Below are 18,157 nucleotides of genomic sequence, written 5' to 3' on the forward strand. Positions count from 1 at the left end.
TCCTTCTGTTTTTTAAAATCTAATTTGCTGATTTTTAAAGAGGCTTTTAGAACTTTTTTCCTTATTTTTGTGAAATGAGTCAAAAATGGATTTATAAGCCCGAACCCGATGAGGAAATTGTGGACGGACTAAGTTCGTCGCTTGGTTTTGGTACTTTTGAATCTAAAATTCTCGTTCTAAGAGGAATTGACAATTATCAAAAGGCGAGAGAATTTTTCAAACCAAACCTTAACGATATACACAGTCCATTTTTAATGGCAGACATGCAAAAAGCTGTAGAGCGTATTGCCACTGCGATTGAAAATGGCGAAAAAATATTGGTATACGGTGATTATGATGTGGATGGAACTACAGCAGTTGCCTTAATGTACCTTTACCTCAGCAAAATTGTTGAGAAAAAATATCTGGATTATTATATTCCGGACAGAAATTCTGAGGGATATGGGATTTCTACAGAGGGGATTGATTTTGCCAAAGAGAATGGTTTTTCATTAATCATTGCTCTTGACTGTGGAATCAAGGCCCTTGACATGATCAATTATGCCTCCAGTCTGGATATTGACTTTATCATTTGTGATCACCACCTTCCAGGTGACGAGATTCCCAATGCTGCGGCTGTACTTGATCCTAAGAGAAGTGACTGTAGATATCCATTCAAGGAGCTTTCCGGATGTGGTGTTGGTTTCAAGCTTTGTCAGGGGTTGAATACTATTTATAAGCTTCCTGATGCTGAATTATTTGAGCTAACGGATCTTTTGGCAATATCCATTGCTGCAGATATTGTTTCGATGACTGGTGAAAATAGGGTTCTTGCTAAAATGGGGTTGAAAACTCTTAGAAAAACAAGAAATCTTGGATTAAGGCTCTTGATTCCTGAGGATAAGCTTTCTCATTTTGAAATTTCAAACATTGTATTTGAAATTGCTCCTAAAATAAATGCTGCCGGAAGAATTTCACATGGTAAAGCAGCGGTAGAGCTTATGGTATCTGATAACCTGAAGCATGCCCACCAAATTGTTCATGATATCATGAACCTCAACGATGAAAGGCGTGAATTGGATATGAACTCCACGCTTTCTGCCTTGAATCAAATTATGGAATCTCAACAGGAAACAAAGCACTCCACTATTGTTTATCATCCTGAATGGAATAAAGGGGTCATTGGTATTGTAGCTTCAAGGCTTATCGAAACTTATTATAAACCAACGCTGGTCTTTACGGATGGTAATAACGGTGAGATGGTGGCTTCTGCAAGATCCGTTTCAGACTTTGACGTTCATGAAGCTCTTGATATGTGTTCAGAATATTTCCTTAAATTCGGTGGACATCATGCTGCTGCAGGACTTTCTATGGAAAAGGATAAGTTTGAGGCATTCAAGGAAAAATTTGAAAAAATTGTTTCTGAGAAGATCAAGGAACACCAAAAAGAACCATCCATTACGATTGATTCTGAAATTAAAATTGATGAAATCAACAGGGAGTTTATTAATTTCCACAGGAAGCTGGCACCTTTTGGGCCTCATAATATGAAGCCTATCTTTACATTAACTGACCAAAAACTATCAGGATATGTAAAGACTATGGGAAAGGACAACAACCATATGAAGTTCTATATCAAGCAGGAATCTACAGGACGAAATATTGAATGTGTCGGCTTTAAGCTGGGACAGTTTGTGGAGGATTTTAAAAATAAAAATTTTGATATTGCTTTTACCTTGGAGGAAAATCACTGGAAAGGCAATGTAACTCATTATCTTAATATAAAAGATGTGAAGTTTAGGGATTAGTTTACTACTGCTTACAACCTATCATCTGTTACCTACATAACATGAAAAAAATCGGTCTATTCTTCGGATCTTTTAATCCAATACACATTGGACATCTTATTTTGGCCAATTATATTCTTGAGAATTCTGACATGGATGAGTTGTGGTTTGTAGTAAGCCCGCAAAATCCTTTTAAGGACAAAAAATCTTTATTGAAGGACCATAACAGACTGGATATGGTACAGCTTGCTGTAAAAAACTATCCTAATATGCGTGCTTCCAATGTTGAGTTTTCTCTTCCGCAGCCAAGTTATACGATCGATACCCTTACTTATCTTCATGAAAAACATCCTGATTATTCCTTTAGTCTGATTATGGGTGAAGATAATCTGGAGGGTCTTCACAAATGGAAAAATTCTGATACTCTTATCAAGAATCATCATATTATTGTTTATCCAAGAGTATTTGATAGGGAGAAGAAAGACTCCAAATATCTTCAACATGAGAATATCTCTCTGATAAAAGCTCCTGTGATAGAACTTTCCGCTACAGAAATCCGCAACATGATTAAAGATGGTAAAAATGTAAGACCTATGCTACCACCTGAAGTTTTTGAATATTTGGATGGAAGTAATTTTTATAAGTAATTTTGTAAATCAGAAATGAGAGGACAAAACAAAAAGCCAGAGAAAGACTCTTACTTTTAACTCTCACCTCATACCTTAATAAATGGACTTCATCGAAAAATTTTTCTCAAAATATTCTCAGGAAAAAGTTATCAAATGGTTTAAGCAGATATGTCTTGCAGAAGCTATTTCATGTCTTTTATTGTACTGTGTTGCGATGATCTGGATCCGATATGATGAAAATTTATATTCTATTATTTTCATCAGTGTTATTGGTAGTCTACACGGATTATTCTTCACCCTTTATCTTCTACTCTGCCTTCCTGCAAGAAAAATTTATAATTGGGATGATGAAGATTTCGTTTTCGCCTTATTAGCTGCTTTTTTCCCATTTGCAACGATTTGGGTTGATAAAAAACTGGCTAAATTCGAAAGGGAATAAATTTATTTTTCATAAAATTTCATGTTTTGCTGTAACAATTTTATTGTTGCAGTTGTCTTATTATACATAAAGGTCAAATAATCGAAAATTTAATTTAAAATTTTAACAACTGAAAACCAATCAGTTAATGATAGTTAAAAATATTTTTAAGTACTTTGTATTGCATGATACTGAATTTATTATATATCTTTGTAATGTAAAATAACAAACCATACAAGCTATTAACAACTAAAAAATAATAATCATGAAAACTCAAATTCTTATTGCAGCCCTATTTTTCAGTGGATTTGTTACTGCTCAGCAGAAAAAAGACAGTGTGAAAGTAAATGCTATTGATGCAGTAAATATCAAGAAGCAGGTTTTCAAAAAACAAGGTGACCGCTTGGTGTATGATGTGGCGTCCTCTCCTATTGCTAAGGGAACTAATACGTTTACTCTGCTAAAGCAAACTCCAATGATCTCTAGTGTAGATGGAAAAACATTGAAGATTTTGGGTAAATCAGATGCTGTTATCTATATCAACAATAAAAAAACAAATATGGATGCTGAAGCATTGATTGAAATGCTAAAGTCTACTCCATCAGAAGATATTCAGAAAATTGAGGTAATTACTGTTCCGGGAAGTGAATTCCAGGTAGAATCTAAGGAGGGAGTTATCAATATTGTGATGAAAAAAAGCAGAAACAACGGCTACAATGGAACTATGAAAATGCAGAATGAGCATGGTTATTATAATAATCCTTCGGCTGGAGGTTCATTCAATTTCAGACAAGGAAAATGGTCAGGGAACTCCAATGTAAGAGTAGGAAACTGGACGGACAGAGAGAAATATAGATTATCCAACGGGGACCCAACGTTCAGAAATGAGTCTTATGGTTATAATGCTGATCCTAACAATAACTATGGAGGAGGTATTAATCTTGATTATGAGATTAACAAAAAGCAGAGTTTGGGATTCTCTTACAATATGAGATACAATAAAAGCTTCAACTCTGTTCTGGAAATGATGAACTGGCAAGATGGAGTTTTAACGAACAGAACGATTAATAATGAAAATGCACAAACCAGAAATCATTCATTTAATTTAAATTATGAAATAAAGACTGACTCTCTGGGAAGTAAGCTTACCTCTAATGTTTCGTACTTGTGGTTCAATAGGGATAAAGTAAGTTTTAATGAAAGCTTTCCTTTGTATGAGGATGTGAACAACAGATATTCGGCTTTGCATCAATCTGTACCACAGATTATTAATAACTATGCGGCCAATATTGATTATTTAAAAAAGACGGCTAAGGGTGCAACATGGTTGATGGGAGTGAGCTACAACCATACCAATACGGATAATGATACCAGACAGGATGTTTTTAACGGAACAACATTCGTGGATAATCCGGCACAAACCAATCACTTCATCTATAAGGAACAAATTCTGGGGGCTTACATCAATTATGAGAGAAAACTGACTGAAAAAATTTCCGGAAAAGCAGGCCTTCGATATGAAATGACCAAAAGCACAGGAGATATTATTGGAAAAACAGGATTTGAAAGAAACTACAACAACCTGTTACCTTACCTGAACTTAAACTACGCCATCAGTTCTGATCATAATCTAAGCTATACATTCTCCAGCAGAATCAGAAGACCAAGATTCTGGGAACTGAACCCATCCAGAATGTATTTTACTCCTAATAACTATACTCAGAATAACCCATTTATATTGGCTTCAAAGTTCTATAATCAGGAACTGAATTATATGTATAAAAATGCATTTTATGCCAATCTTAGCTTCACAATGATAGACGATGCTTCCAGCCAGCTACCATTAAGAGGAACTTTAACCCGAACTAAAGAGGATGAAAATGGAAATCCTATTACAGAAAAAGTAAAGTTTCTCCGATATATAAGAACCAACTATGGCAACAGCAGAGAATTAGGATTAACATTGGGAATGAACAAATCCTGGTTTAAAGATATCTGGACCACCAATTATTCTGTGAATCTTGGGTATACAACGTTCAATGGTAGTGTAACAAAGGATCCTACCTCCATCCCTGCAGCTGGGGAAACAGAAGAGTTGGAAGCCTATGTTCTTGATATTAAAAACTACAATATGAGCGCTACGCTTAATAATAACATCCGTCTTTCTTCTAAAAAGGATTGGTTTCTGGGAGTTAATTATTTTATAGCCAGCAGAGCTGCAACAGAAGGGGGAATGATGGGAGTAAGACAAAGCCTTGATTTTAGTGTAAAGAAAATAGTTGGAGACTGGACGGTGCTAGTAGAATTATATGATGTATTCAATCAGAACTTTTATAAAATTGAAGGAGTACAGCCTCATGGCAGTTATAACAATGTAACCAATTTCAATTATCCAAGATTATTTAGCGTTGGGGTTACCTACAATTTTGGAAATCAGAAACTGAAAAAAGCAAGGGAAATGAAATCAGCTAATGATGCTGTAAAATCAAGAACCTAATCTATAAAAACTTATCTCACTTAACCACTCTAAAAAAACAAACATGAAACGTATACTTTTGTCAATAGCTGTCATATTCGGTACCTGTGCTTTTGCTCAGGAAAAGAAATCAGACACGGCAAAAACAAAAAATATAGAAGGTATTACCATCACCAAACAGGTATTTAAAAAACAAAGTGACCGTTTTGTATATGATGTTGCTGCTTCTCCTATAACGAAAGGAAATACTACTTTTGATCTTTTGAAACAAACGCCATTGTTATCTTCAACTGATGATAAAACATTAAAAATTGCAGGAAAAAACAATGTATTAGTCTATATCAACGGAAGAAAATCCAATATGGATGCTGAATCACTGGCCCAATTCCTAAAAAATACTCCGGCAGAAAACATTCAGAAAATTGAGGTAATTACGGTTCCGGGAAGTGAGTTTCAGGTGGAATCTTCTGATGGGATTATCAATATTGTCTTAAAGAAAAAGATGAGTGATGGCCTTAACGGAAACATGAGATTTTCTAATACTCAAAGTAAATACAATGCCAGCCAGGCAAGTTTCTCTGCCAACTATAGAAAAGACAAACTGGGAATTAGTGCCAACCTCAGCGGTGGGGAAAACATTCAGGCTCAAACCTATACTTTAAGAAACAGCAGTGACAATGCTTCAAATGAGTCAACTGGTGATATCACCGATCCAAACAAAAATATCGGAGGTTATCTGAACATTGATTATCAGTTAAATGATAATAGTAATCTGGCTTTATCATGGAATACATGGGCCAACAAGAGCTATAATTCAACGGTATCACTTTTCAATACAATTGTTAATAAAGAAGGCCCCCAATACACATGGTCTAAAAATAAAGAGGATGCGAGAACCTATAATAACTCACTTAATTTAAACTATGAGTTAAAAACAGATTCCCTAGGAAGTAAGTTGAATGTAAATGCAGCTTATCTGAATTATAAAAGATTTCAGGTTACAGACAATATCACTTATAAATCCGATATCAATAGAAAGCTAGACTATAGAGATAAATCTATCCAGATGTTTCAGGACCTTCCACAGATCATTAACAATTTCTCCGGAATGGTAGATTACATCCAGAAATTTAAAAATGACCTTACTATTTCTGTAGGTGGAAATTATAACAAAACCAAAACGGATAATGATACTAAAAGTGATACTTATTTTATTGATCCTGAAAAAGCACCTAAATTAGCACCTAACCACTTTATTTATGATGAAAACATTTATGGCTTTTATGTAACTGCTGAAAAGAAGTTTTCTGATAAATTTTCCGGAAAAATAGGAACCCGATATGAGATTACCAACAGTTTAGGAACCTCAGATAATCCGCCAACAGAAGCTCTTAAAAGAATTGAAAGAAACTATAACAACTTTCTTCCTTATATGAGTCTTAACTATGCCATCAATGATAAAAACAATATTTCCTACTCCTTTTCAAGCAGGATGAGAAGACCAAGTTTCTGGGAAATAAATCCGGTGGTAAATAAACTGACTGATGATAATTATACTCAAAACAACCCTTTCGTAAAGGCTTCGTCCACTTATAATCAGGAACTGACTTATATGTATAAAAACTCCTATTTTGTTGTTTTAAACCATTCTTATATTAAGGATGCCATCACCCAGGTTCCGTTACAGGGTTATCCCGAGAAACCTAATGGAGAGCTAGGAAAAAATCTTGCCTTAAGATACATCAGAACCAATTTTGGAGATAAGCAGGAAATGTCTGCCATGGTAGGAATCCAAAAATCATTTTTCAAACAATATTTGACTACGAATTTCAGCATCGGTATTCAACATAACAGAAACAATGGAAGCCTGGATATGGATCCCACTACTGGGGACCGTTTCAGAAATGAGAAAGGAGAATTTGTAACCTACATCAATAAGACCAACTCTACCAGTATTTTGATTCAAACGAATAATACCATCCGTCTTGATAAAGCAAAAACATGGTTCCTTGGAGTTAACTTTTTCTTCATAGACAAGCAGCAGATAGAACTGGGTATGCTACGAAGTTTATCGAGTTTAGATCTTAGCATCAAGAAAAATTGGAACGACTGGACTTTTGCAGTCAATGTAAATGATGTCTTAAGAACCAATATTGTAGTCATTGATGATATCCAAGACAATGGAAACAAAAATTACATCCACCAGAATCAATACCCAAGAAGCTTAACGGTAAGCCTTACTTACAACTTCGGAAATAAAAAACTGAAAAAGGTAAGAGATATTGAGGGTGCTTCCGACTCTATCAAGAGTAGAACAAAGTAAAATAATCTTTCTTCATATTCAACTCAATTATATTCCACGGAAACCTGTTGATCTTTCAACAGGTTTTCTATCTTTATAGGTATGAAAAGAAAGTTAGACTTTATTTTTTTATGTTTTATTGTATCCTTTCTGCTGACAAACTGTAAGGAGAAAAAGGTCACACTAGGGATGAACATTTCCTTTGATAAAGAGGAAAACATTCATTATGGAAATGATTCTGACCAAGTCATGGATCTTTATATCCCCCATCAAAAATCTACGAAGAAAAGAGATGTATTTATTATCATTCATGGAGGGGGCTGGCATAGTGGAAACAAGTCTCAGCTTACTTTCTTTACCCTCTCGATGATGCAAAGGTTTCCTGATTATATTTTTGCCAATATTAATTATCGAAACGCTTCTCAAACACAATATGGCATTCCCAACCAAACCGAGGATATTAAAAGCGTAATTACTTTTTTAAAAAGAAAGCTGAAAGATAGTCCAAAGATCATTCTAATGGGAAACAGTGCCGGTGGGCACTTATCCATGTTGTATGCTTACAAATTTGATTCCGATAAAGAGGTAAAGGCTGTGATTAACATCGTAGGGCCAACCGATCTATCTGATCCAGGCTTTAAGACGTATCAAGAATATTCTTTTGTAGAACAACACTTGGTAGATCCCAAGATACTTACAAAAGGTACCTCAGCGGTTCATTTTGCCAGTCCAGTTTATTGGATAGAGAATACATCTGCCCCTACTCTTTCCTATTATGGAAAAACCGACCGTGTCATTTCTATAACCCAAAAAACAATTCTGGATTCTGCTTTAAATAAAAATAATATCATCAATGAGTCCTATGAATTCAATGGTGGACATCTAGATTGGGATAAATCACCAAACCATACTTTTCTTATTGATAAGATTGAAGCTTTCCTTAAAAGGACAGATAAAAAATAACACGTTCTGATTTTTCAAAACGTGTTATTTTTTATTTTTTAATTTGATTTACTCGGATTTTGCGACTGCTGTTCTTTCTGAAACTCCATTCGCGTTGAAAGCTTCAATCTGGAAATAGTAGGAATCTGTTCTGTCTGCACCTGTAAAGAAATATTCATTCTTTCCGTATACCATAATGCTTCCGTACATTTTCTCAGGAGATTTCCCCCAGTAGATTACATAGCCATCCGCTTCAGGATTCTGCTGCCATTTCATCCAAATACTTCTTCTTTCACCATATTTTTTTGGATCAGCCCTTAAAGGCACAAAACCTTCTACTTTGCCAGGTTGTTTTCCAGCTCCTTTTCCAAACACTCTGAAGCCACTTAATGCAAATTTTCCTGTAGGCATTTTAAGGTTTTCCATTTTAAGGAAACGGGCTTTTGCAGGCTGCTCAAGCTCAACATAATCGTGAGGGACATCTTTTGTATTCTTGCTTTTATCCACAATCACTTTCCACTTCTTACCATCATTAGAGCCATAGATTTTATATTGATGCATTTTCCCTAAGGTTTTCCCCATGAACTCAGCATCCTGATCTGCATAATTGATCTGAATGGCATTGATTGTTGAAACTTCACCCAGATCCGTTTGGAACCATTCTCCGGAATTCCCTGTTTTAGCACTCCAATAGGACTTGATATCTTCATCTACAGCATAATTGGGTTGATAACCACCTAAAGTAGATGAAACCTGAACCGGCTTATTATAATTCAATAACATCCATCCGGCAAAAAGACCTTTTGTAAAGTCTTTCCCTTGTGCATACTGCGGAAGGTAAGTAGGATAATCACCATAAGCCGTATTACAATACATCACATCATCTTTATCAAAACCTGCCGGCCAGATACCCAGCCTTCTTTCAAAATTATTTTTGGTAGAAATAAATATAGTGGAAACATGCCACCAGTTTTTATAATTGTCTTCAAAAGTTGCTCCATGACCTGCTCCCCTTGCAAAACCTCCCGGTTTATAAGAGAATGGATTATGCTGCTGATATTCGAAACCTTCCAAAGGATTTTTGCTTACGTATACACCATCGGAATATCCACTGAATTCTGTTGCCGGAGCACCATACTGCATATAATATTTCCCGTTATGTTTTGTCATCCAAGCTCCTTCTACAAAAGGCTGAAGAAAAACATTATCATTGTATTCTCCGAAACGCTCCCATCCGTGGTCTTCAGGTTTTAGTTTTAGAATGGGTTTTACGAAACCTTCAGACTGAAGATTTTTCACTTTCACTTCTGTTCCCAGCAAAGGCCATTCGTTACTTGAACCCCAATATAGATATAGTTTACTCTTATCTTCATCATAGTGGAATGCTGGATCCCATGCGCCTACTTTTAAAGTATCTACTGCAATCTTCCAGTCATCTTTAGTTGGATTTGTACTTTTCCAGATTGGAAAATCCTGTTCCCAGGTAGAACCATACACATATAGAGTATCTTTCATAGCCCAGACAGCCGGAGCATTAAGATCATGAATATATTTATTATCTCTGAGAAATTTCCTTTTTACAAACTTCCAGTCCAACATATCATCACTGTACCAATATCCTTCCTGGTTTGTAGAAAAAAGAAACAGTTTATTTTTAAAATTAACAATCACCGGATCTGCTGTGGCTCGGTGTTTCCCTTGTTTTGAAAAAACTTCAAAAGGAGTATAACCATAATCTATGTTGATCGGATTACAAAATGTTTTCTGCTGCGCTCCTACAATCATTCCAAGAAAAATTGCTAATAACAGAATATATTGTCTCATTTTTAGATTTTAAAGATTCCAACAAAGTTAGCTAACTTTTTTTGGTTTTCTCCAAATAAAGCCATCCAGAAGATAATGGGTAAGCTGTGGAACCACGAGCAATGGAACTAAAAACTGGAGTATATTTTCTGGGTTATTAAATTCCAGTGAGAAATGCTCATTCCAAACTAAGGTTTCCCACAGAAATTCCTCAAGAAAGGCAAATCCTAAAATCACCCCTACAAATAAAAATATTCCCGAAGCAGATTTAAAAATTAACATCCAGTTCAGTTGATGATTATCCTTTTGCTTTATTTCACTAATATAGATCAGAGCAATATAAGGGATCCCGTGGGATACAACATTCAGGAAAGTAAAGACAAGGTCATTGTTAAAATATACAATTCCAAAATACCAGGAAAGGTACGTTCCGGTAATAAGAGCTGTTTTAGGAATGTTGATGCTCTTTGTTTTTATGGCTTCAAAAATGGTTTTTACAAGCCAGATTATTAATATCCCTACATACAGAACGGTGATAAAACCAACATAATCAGGCAAGTTTTTAAGCCAATCAAATTCATTATTTACAAACCAGGTAAATGCACGTGGTGTTTTGAACCAGTACAACATTGGGAAAACTGTAGCAGCATATATGGCCACCTCATCTATTTTCTTCTGCCAGTTATTAGGCTCAAAGCGGGCATAGATTCTCATAAATCCATATTGCTGGCGGATAAAATGAAAAACGGCAATCAAAGCCAGTACCGACCAGAATGTAAGGCTTCCAAACTGGAATAAAGTAATTCCCAGGCACCAGCTTAGAATGGGAATCCCGAAATACAGCAATTTCCTTTTCTGAACCTCATCTTTTACAAAATAAGTCTTAAACAAAGTGGAATATACATGGGCAACATCTACAAAAACAATCAAAAGAAGCCATGTGTAAAAGGAATAATTATTTTCTAATCCCTGAACTTGTTTCTGAAAAAGAAGAATAATCAACAATACCAAAAAAGGTGGAGATAGAATAAACCACCAATCTGTTTTTGCATTATGGATCCAAGGTTGTTTCATAGCATTTGCTTTGCAGTTCTTATTCCCTGATAAAAGGCTTCTTCAAAAATAGATATTCCTGAAAGATCAGAATGGGCAAAGAAGATCTTTCCATCCAAAGATTCCTTTGCAAGTCTGGTGTCTTCACCAAAAATTTGATTGGGAACCGGAGCAATCATCGCATGTCCTATTTTATGAAACTGCATTTCAAGAATAAAGTCCTCTATAAGCGGATGTGCTTTCTTCAAGTCTTCTAAAACTAAAGTTTTAAGTTCAGCTTCTTTCATGGAATACAGCTTCTTTCTGGCCTTTTTACAATCATTTGTAGAGAAGCTTTTGTAATAGGTAATCACCTTTTCTCCCAAAACCTGATTGATATTCTGATGCTGATCATAAATATACCCTAACCCGGAAGATCCATAAATTACATTATCCCAGGCTAGCTCTTCATCTCCTCCAAACTCGTTCTTCAATGTAATGGTTGTCAAAAGCCAGGGAACATATTGAAATGATTTTGCGTTTCTATTATTTAAAATTCTTTCGTTGACAAATTGAGGTATGGCAAACAAAACTTTTTCGGCTACAATTGTCTTTGTTTTCTTCTGAGAATTATCAAAACACTGTATCTCAACTACATCATTAACTTTAACATCAAAAACTAAATGATTAGTTAAAGATTTTTCTTTGATATATTTTGAAAAATAGTGAGTAAGCCTTGCATTTCCCTCCGGCCAGGTAAATACCTGGTCCTTATATTTTGTACTCCAGTTATTTTTTCTTCCGGCAAAATAATGAATCCCCGCCCAGGCTGAAACATAGTCTATCCCCAAGCCATAATCATCTCTACAGGAATAATCTAACAACCATAAAAGTTCTTCCGATTGAAAATGATGTTCCTGAAGCCAATCTCTAAAAAGAGTTTTTTCAAGCTTCATAACTTCATCTTCCCTGCTGGAATCATGTACAGGAATGGCAAACCAATAATTTCCAAGAGTATCTCTTTTTTGACGGAAATCGTTCATCATCGTAAAGAAACGATTCAGCTCATTTTGTATTTCTACTGTTATTCCTTTTTGTGGAACAACATCATTCTGCCAAGAGTTTTTATAGAACAATCTTTCCTGCTGTGGAAAAGTCATCTGATATTCGTCTAAAATAGGATCTCCATTTTCTTCTATTCCCTGACAGATTCCACACTCCGTCAGAAATTCGATAATTTCAGTATTTTCTTTGTTGGGTAAAGGCAGATAATGTGCTCCCAATGGAAACTTTGAAAATGAATTCTGTCCATTTGAAGAATTTCCTCCCAAGTGATCCTCCATTTCCAGAAGAAGATAATCATGCTTGTTATTTTGACTGAAAAATCTGCATGCAGAAAGCCCAGAGATCCCACCACCCACAATAAGATATTGGGTGTTGATAACTTCTGTAGATTGTGGAAAATCCTTAGCCCATAATTGATGTCCAAGAATATGATTGGTACCTGTAATCTTCAACAACAACGTTTTTGCTTTCTTCCCACAATATTGCAGAAAGGGAAGCATTAGACTGCCTAACATTACTGTCTTTAGGAAATCCTTTCTACTGAACTTTCCCCCACTCTTCATCAAAATAGCGAACTAGTATCTGGTTATCCAGACGGTTAACTTCTACATCTTTTACCTTCATATCCTTGTTAAAGTAGGACATTTGCGAAAAATCATAATCGTAGTATTTTAAGTTGGGAATCTGTCTGTAGATCTTATTATTGACCGGTTCGAATGAAGCCATTGAAAAGCCCCACTCTCCAAACGACGGAACATAGGTGTGATACGCGGAGGTAAACGGAAATATCTGATTGATTGTTTTCTCTATACACCAGAAAGACTTTGGTGCAAAATAAGGAGAAGTAGTCTGGACTACAATCTTTGTATCCGGAGTTGTCAATCTTTCAAGTTCTTTATAAAACTGTAGAGAATAGAGTTTTCCCAAACTATAATTGGATGGATCCGGAAAGTCTATGATAATGACGTCAAATTTCTTTTTATTCTCCTTTACCCAAATATAAGCATCCTTGTTAATGACTTCTACTTTAGAGCTGGATAAGGAACTTTGGTTCAGCTTACGCATGGTCTCATTGGTTTTGAAAAACTGGGTCATTTCACCGTCAAGATCTACAAGAGTAACTTTCTTCACCTCTTTATACTTCAGTACTTCACGAACAGCAAAACCATCACCTCCTCCCAAAATCAAAACATTATCAATGTTTTTGGCCATAGACATTGCCGGATGAACCAGTGCTTCATGATAACGATATTCATCTGTGGAAGAAAACTGTAAGTTATTATTTAAATACAGCCTGAACTCACGGTTATTTCTTGTTAAAACAATCCTTTGATAAGGGGAGCTTTTTGTATAGACAATATTTTCACCATACAGTTTTTCTTCTGAATATGATAAAATCTTATCTGAAAATATGAAAAGGGCCAAAAGAAATACAAAGGCTCCAATTGATTTTACCTTTAGGGAAATTGGTTTTGAAAGTTCCTTTGTAAGATAAAAGCATAGGAATATTGCAATGGAAATATTGATCAACCCAAAGAATAGCGGAGTTTTTACAATTCCAAGTTGGGGAATTAACACCAAGGGAAAAAGAATAGATGCGAGTAAAGCTCCTATATAGTCGAAAGCAAAAACATTGGATACTAAATCTTTAAACTGAACCCGGTCTTTTAAAATATTCATTAAAAGTGGAATTTCCACTCCTACCAAAGATCCTGTAAAAAAGACAAAGAGGTACAGAACGGCTTCAAAATGGGCTAATGTATTGAAGAGGATGAATAATACCACGGAACTTATTCCTCCGACAATTCCTACCAGAATTTCAATTTCTACAAACTTATCAATCAAGTTTCCTTTGATGAATTTTGCAAAATAGGAACCCACCCCCATTGAAAACAGATATACTCCGATGATGAAAGAAAACTGCTTTACGGAATCTCCTAAAAGATAGCTTGCCAAAGCCCCGGCTACCAACTCATAAATCAATCCACATGTAGCAATGACAAATACTGAAAACAATAAAAGCAGCTCAAGAGGAATCCTCTTCTTATCCATGAATTGCAGCGCTTATAATCATTGAAATACCGATGATAAAAGCTCCAAAAACGATAGCCAGTGCTATATTTTTATTTTGAGCAATCTCATGCCATGTTTTTTCCGGAGTTAATTTCTCGATGACGAAATAGCATAACAGTAAAATAGCAATTCCTAAAAATGAATAAAGAACGGAATTGAATATTGGGAGTAAATTGATGTTGTCCATAGTTTTATATTTTTATTTGTGATAATATCTGTAAAATCCTGCTCTGGAATGGCTTCTTGTGGTTCCGTCACGGTAGTTTTCTGTTTTGGTACAGTCACAGAACTGATTTCCTGTAAAGGTCAGGTAAACAAACCAGCCCAGAAAAAAGCCTCCGATGGCAAATAATTGCCAATTATTTCTGATATAATTGATGATTCTTTCCATACTTAATTAACAGAATAAGGTGAATTGGAACTGTTACTCCATTTGCTTCCCTCAAAGATACGTCGGGCCAAATAGCTCAATCCTGCAAATACCAGTAAGCATGCAAGTACAATCCCAAAGTTCCAGAACGAAACCGGCAGCCAGGTAGCTTTGATCTTTACGGTCTCATTTTGTTCACTATTGCCTGGGTAGCCATAATTCGGAACTATATTAACAAGGATAGAATCCAGCTTACCAAGCTCTTTTATATTGTTTTGAAGACCGGTTTTTAATATGATATCATTTTCCAGTGCTACTCTGTCTGTATAGGTACTAATGCTTTTGTCCTTATCATTTTGCACAAAGAAAGCTCCTGTTTCATTTTGAATAATTGAGAAATCCCCATTCTCCGGTCGGTACCCTGATTTGAACGGATCTACTATTCCACCCTCTTTTTCTGCTGAGATCAAGAAATGGTACGTTCCCTGAGGAATACCGCACATATTGAAGTCCTCTGTCTGGCTTCCCTCACTCCAGCTTTCTCCTCCTTCATATCCTGAATATTTTTCTATATCCTTGGTAGCATAAGTCACTTCATTGGTTTTCTCATTAACAAGACCTATCCCGACATTCGCCCAGGAGTTATTCACATCGGAAAAGAGATGGACCTTTAAGGGTGCCGAACCGCCCGAAAAGCTAAAGCTTTTACTCACCAGTTCTTTATCATTTACATCTGCAAAGTTTATATTCTGTTCAAAGACGGTCTGATTGCTTCTTGAGGTTACCACATACAATTGCATCAGACATATCAGCAATGCTGTAACTGCCATAATATTGGTACACTGTCTTATATTATAAAGAAATGGCTGAACAATCCCTATTCCGTTTCTATAGGGCATGTTTTTTATTCCAAAAGCTTTTCTTATTTCGGATCTTGAAATATGATTTCCCTTAAAGAACTGTGATGAATTTCCGTACTGCTCCCTAGAGATCATTTCTGTACCATTCACATATTCTTTATAATTGGCAAGGCCAAAATTCAGTTTGTCTTCAAAATAACCTGCCGCAGCATATGTTGTACATGGGGTGGTTTCGTACCATCTGTATTTACGTCCTTCCAATTCAGCATGAAACTTAGATTCTTTAAATGCTGCTTCCAATTGACGAAGAAAAACCCAATGTCCATCGCTTTCGCTTAGATATGCGTTATTTCCGGCTTGATCTTTCAGTGCGTATTCACGCCAAAAAGTGTCTGAACCGTATTTTTTGATGACAATATTAATCACCCAATAGTCTGTACCATAGAGCATACCTTTACGCCCTACTTCCAAAACAACATTCTCTACAGGCTTTTTAATATTTTTCTTTTGGGTAATATTTTTTACTCCAATAAGGGTATTACAATGACTGCAGATAAATTCTTCAATGGCAAACTCAATGGCCATATCATTATTATTGGTTCGGCAAATGGGACAAATGTGATCCATTTTTATCTGTAAATTTTGTGTTTTTGAATGGTATTAGCTTTAAAATATTGAACCACTTCATCAGCAATCTGTTCTACCTTTTCTGTATTGTCCTGTGTATAATTACAAAGGAAAACATCAAAAGTAAGCTGCTTAAACTCCGGCCATGTATGAATACAAAGATGTGACTCTTTAAGGCAAACTGCCGAGGTGAAACTTTGATTTTCAAAAACATGATTGGTAATCCCTACAATTTCTACTTCTTTTGTTTTCAGAATATCTTCTGTGAATGCAAGAAATCCCTTGCTGTCTAATAACAAATCTTCTGACTCTGTTTCCAAAGTCAGAAGAATATGTAAACCTTTATTTGATAATGGGTTCAATTAATTTTTTCGTAAATATATTATTTTTTTGGAAGAAAAACTTCAGCAAGCATACATCTTGCGCTTCCGCCTCCATTTACCTCTATGGTATTAAGATCTGAGTAAATGATCTCACAATATTTTTCAATAGCGGCAACCTGTTCTGACGTTAAAGATTGGTAAGCGGTTTGGCTCATTACCAAAAATCTTTCACCGTCCTTATTTTGAACCTGAAGCATATTTCCTGCAAACTGCTGCATTTGTTCTTCTGAAATTTCAATGATTTCTTTCCCGGAATTTTTGATGGTTTCAATAACCTTTTCTCTTTCCAACTCATCATCAATACAATCAAGACAGATGACAACAAATTGATCTGCCACACACATCATTACGTTGGTATGATAGATCGGAAGCCTTTCTGTGCCCACTGTCTGATAGGAATGAAAAACGATCGGTGTAAAACCATATTTTTCACAGAATTCTCTGAACAGATTTTCATCTAACCTCAAAGAAACAGAACCATAGGCAATTTTCTTGTCGTGGTCGAAGATCATGCTTCCTGTTCCCTCCAAGAAGTGTCCTTGTGTTTCAGGAAAGGACCAATCATCTATTTCAGCAACTTCGAATCCCTGTTCTTTGATATTTTCAATAATATCATCTCTTCTTTCCACTCTTCTGTTGGACGCGAACATTGGATATAAAACTACTTTTCCATCATTATGAAAGCTTACCCAGTTATTTGGGAAAATAGAATCTGGTGTATGAGGATCCAATGTATCTTTTATAGTAATTACATTGATACCTTTACCTCTAAGTTTTCCAACAAAAGTATTGAACTCTGCCAGTGCCTTAGACTGAATATCGGAACCTGTCTGTTCTACCTGAAAATAATTATTTTTCGCAGTTTCTGCGTTGTAACCGAATGCAATCGGTTCTATCATTAATACGGTATCTGTTGTCTGCATGTTTTTTTTAGTTTGAGGGTGTTTGTGTATGAGTGTTTGGGAGTATATCAATGTGGCTATACATTCTTATTCTCTTTATTGAGTAATGAAAATGAACACCATTTTTCTGACTGACTCATCATATTGATTAACATCCCTATTATTTGGTTATACTGATTATGCAAGTTATTATATTGATCTTCGTTTATGTAGCTGCAGGCATAAGCAAATTGAAGCCATGTTTGGGTTTCTCTTGCTTCCCCTTCTGCGTCTGTAAGCTTAGCAATAAAGGATTTCTCATATCTCCTTTTTCCCCAGGCTTCACTAATGTTTGCAGTTACAGATCTTGATGATCTTCTTATTTGATCTGTAAGAGAGTAAAGTTCTTCTTTTGGAAAAGACTTTGAGAGTTCATAAATATACTGTGCTGTCTGAAAAGATTTTTGAAAAACTTTTAAATCCTGATGAAATTTAATTGTTGACATCGTTCAATTATTTAAGGTTAAAAA

The 18,157-nt window shown here is 35.5% G+C and carries 16 protein-coding genes; 6 read left to right on the plus strand and 10 right to left on the minus strand.

Annotation, left to right across the window (positions count from 1 at the left end; genetic code table 11):
* The first annotated feature begins 74 nt into the window (after positions 1–74).
* The 6 genes from recJ (at position 75) to SCA31_RS04475 (ending at position 8,554) form a co-directional block, all read left to right on the plus strand.
* Complete coding sequence (gene recJ / locus SCA31_RS04450) at positions 75–1,787, plus strand: single-stranded-DNA-specific exonuclease RecJ (protein ID WP_410695641.1); 1,713 nt, start codon at positions 75–77, stop codon at positions 1,785–1,787.
* Positions 1,788–1,828: 41 nt separating this feature from the next.
* A complete protein-coding gene (gene nadD / locus SCA31_RS04455) occupies positions 1,829–2,413 on the plus strand; it encodes a nicotinate (nicotinamide) nucleotide adenylyltransferase (RefSeq protein ID WP_410695642.1) in 585 nt (194 codons plus the stop codon).
* An 82-nt stretch (positions 2,414–2,495) separates the two neighbouring features.
* Positions 2,496–2,834: a DUF3817 domain-containing protein gene (locus tag SCA31_RS04460; protein ID WP_410695643.1), complete on the plus strand. Its 339-nt coding sequence runs from the start codon at positions 2,496–2,498 to the stop codon at positions 2,832–2,834.
* A 244-nt stretch (positions 2,835–3,078) separates the two neighbouring features.
* Positions 3,079–5,310 carry a TonB-dependent receptor domain-containing protein gene (locus tag SCA31_RS04465; RefSeq protein ID WP_410695644.1) on the plus strand — a complete coding sequence of 744 codons (2,232 nt, stop codon included), beginning with the start codon at positions 3,079–3,081 and terminating at the stop codon, positions 5,308–5,310.
* 43 nt (positions 5,311–5,353) lie between these two features.
* Complete coding sequence (locus tag SCA31_RS04470; RefSeq protein ID WP_410695645.1) at positions 5,354–7,612, plus strand: TonB-dependent receptor domain-containing protein; 2,259 nt, start codon at positions 5,354–5,356, stop codon at positions 7,610–7,612.
* An 81-nt stretch (positions 7,613–7,693) separates the two neighbouring features.
* Positions 7,694–8,554, plus strand: a complete 861-nt coding sequence (locus tag SCA31_RS04475) for an alpha/beta fold hydrolase (RefSeq protein ID WP_410695646.1) — start codon at positions 7,694–7,696, stop codon at positions 8,552–8,554.
* Between the two features lie 48 nt (positions 8,555–8,602).
* Here the strand turns inward: SCA31_RS04475 and SCA31_RS04480 are convergent, their stop codons facing one another.
* Genes SCA31_RS04480 through SCA31_RS04525 form a run of 10 tightly spaced genes read right to left on the minus strand, consistent with a single transcriptional unit; the run spans position 8,603 to position 18,133 of the window.
* Complete coding sequence (locus tag SCA31_RS04480; protein ID WP_410695647.1) at positions 8,603–10,357, minus strand: discoidin domain-containing protein; 1,755 nt, start codon at positions 10,355–10,357, stop codon at positions 8,603–8,605.
* 27 nt (positions 10,358–10,384) lie between these two features.
* Positions 10,385–11,410 carry a hypothetical protein gene (locus SCA31_RS04485; RefSeq protein ID WP_410695648.1) on the minus strand — a complete coding sequence of 342 codons (1,026 nt, stop codon included), beginning with the start codon at positions 11,408–11,410 and terminating at the stop codon, positions 10,385–10,387.
* Positions 11,407–12,996 carry an NAD(P)-binding protein gene (locus SCA31_RS04490; protein ID WP_410695649.1) on the minus strand — a complete coding sequence of 530 codons (1,590 nt, stop codon included), beginning with the start codon at positions 12,994–12,996 and terminating at the stop codon, positions 11,407–11,409. The genes SCA31_RS04485 and SCA31_RS04490 overlap by 4 nt, the downstream gene beginning before the upstream one ends.
* Positions 12,971–14,485 carry a polyamine aminopropyltransferase gene (locus tag SCA31_RS04495; RefSeq protein WP_410695650.1) on the minus strand — a complete coding sequence of 505 codons (1,515 nt, stop codon included), beginning with the start codon at positions 14,483–14,485 and terminating at the stop codon, positions 12,971–12,973. Before SCA31_RS04495 ends, SCA31_RS04490 begins: the two co-directional genes overlap by 26 nt.
* Entirely contained in the window at positions 14,478–14,693 is a 216-nt protein-coding gene (locus tag SCA31_RS04500) for a DUF350 domain-containing protein (protein WP_410695651.1), read from the minus strand. The genes SCA31_RS04495 and SCA31_RS04500 overlap by 8 nt, the downstream gene beginning before the upstream one ends.
* Positions 14,694–14,705: 12 nt before the next feature.
* A complete protein-coding gene (locus SCA31_RS04505) occupies positions 14,706–14,897 on the minus strand; it encodes a hypothetical protein (RefSeq protein ID WP_410695652.1) in 192 nt (63 codons plus the stop codon).
* 2 nt (positions 14,898–14,899) lie between these two features.
* A complete protein-coding gene (locus tag SCA31_RS04510) occupies positions 14,900–16,363 on the minus strand; it encodes a DUF4178 domain-containing protein (protein WP_410695653.1) in 1,464 nt (487 codons plus the stop codon).
* A 2-nt stretch (positions 16,364–16,365) separates the two neighbouring features.
* Positions 16,366–16,725, minus strand: a complete 360-nt coding sequence (locus SCA31_RS04515; protein ID WP_410695654.1) for an S-adenosylmethionine decarboxylase family protein — start codon at positions 16,723–16,725, stop codon at positions 16,366–16,368.
* Positions 16,726–16,745: 20 nt separating this feature from the next.
* A complete protein-coding gene (ctlX, locus tag SCA31_RS04520) occupies positions 16,746–17,669 on the minus strand; it encodes a citrulline utilization hydrolase CtlX (protein WP_410695655.1) in 924 nt (307 codons plus the stop codon).
* 56 nt (positions 17,670–17,725) lie between these two features.
* Positions 17,726–18,133: a four helix bundle protein gene (locus SCA31_RS04525; protein WP_410695656.1), complete on the minus strand. Its 408-nt coding sequence runs from the start codon at positions 18,131–18,133 to the stop codon at positions 17,726–17,728.
* Positions 18,134–18,157: the final 24 nt, after the last annotated feature.

Source organism: Chryseobacterium sp. SIMBA_028 (genome assembly GCF_046535285.1).
In the GTDB taxonomy this organism is placed as follows: domain Bacteria; phylum Bacteroidota; class Bacteroidia; order Flavobacteriales; family Weeksellaceae; genus Chryseobacterium.